Consider the following 715-nt stretch of genomic DNA (forward strand, 5'->3'; position numbering starts at 1 on the left):
ATCTCGGTGAGCAGCAGTTGCGCATGGTCATAGCGGTATTGCACCCGCGTGCCGTCGGGGTTGATCCGCCGCGAGACCAGGTGCAGATCGTCGTCATACTCATAACGGGTGATGTGCCCCTGTTCATCGCGCTCGGCGGTGACCTGACCGTAGGCGCCGTAGCTGTAAGCGCGGGTGCTGCCGGTAGGAAATGTCGTCTGGATCAGTCGGCCGACGGCATCCCAGTGCTGACGGGTGACCGCACCGTGTTCGTCGGCAGTCGTGGTACGTCGCCCCAGTGCGTCGTAGGAAAAGCGCCGCACGCCACCGTCGGGCAAGGTCTCTTCGGTCAACTGGCCGAGGCTATTCCAGACCAGCCGATGCCGGCTGCTGTCCGGGTAGCGGATCGACAGCAACTGGCCCCGGGTGTCGTAGTAGTAATGAGTAACCTGGCCGTCGGGGTCGACCGCTTCGGTGACATCGCCCTCGGCATTGCGCCGGTAGATCCACACCGCCTCTTCGCGAGAGCGTTTGTGCAGGAAACCGTTGCGATACTCGTAGGACGTGGGCGCCTCATCCGGTGGAATCAGCGCGATCAGCCGTCCGACCTCGTCGTAGCGGTATTCGGTGACAGCGCCCAAGGCATCCTGCTCGGCGATCAACCGCCCCGATGAGTCATAGGCCTTGAGCTGTTCACCACCGTCCGCCGAGACTTTACGCACCAGCCGCGCACGCT

1 pseudogene is annotated in these 715 nt (G+C 63.5%); it reads right to left on the reverse strand.

The window, feature by feature from the left end:
- Nucleotides 1-715, reverse strand: a pseudogene (locus AC0ZWN_RS28810) (type IV secretion protein Rhs); the annotation flags it as partial.

Source organism: Pseudomonas sp. 3B-A001-10F, assembly GCF_056313565.1.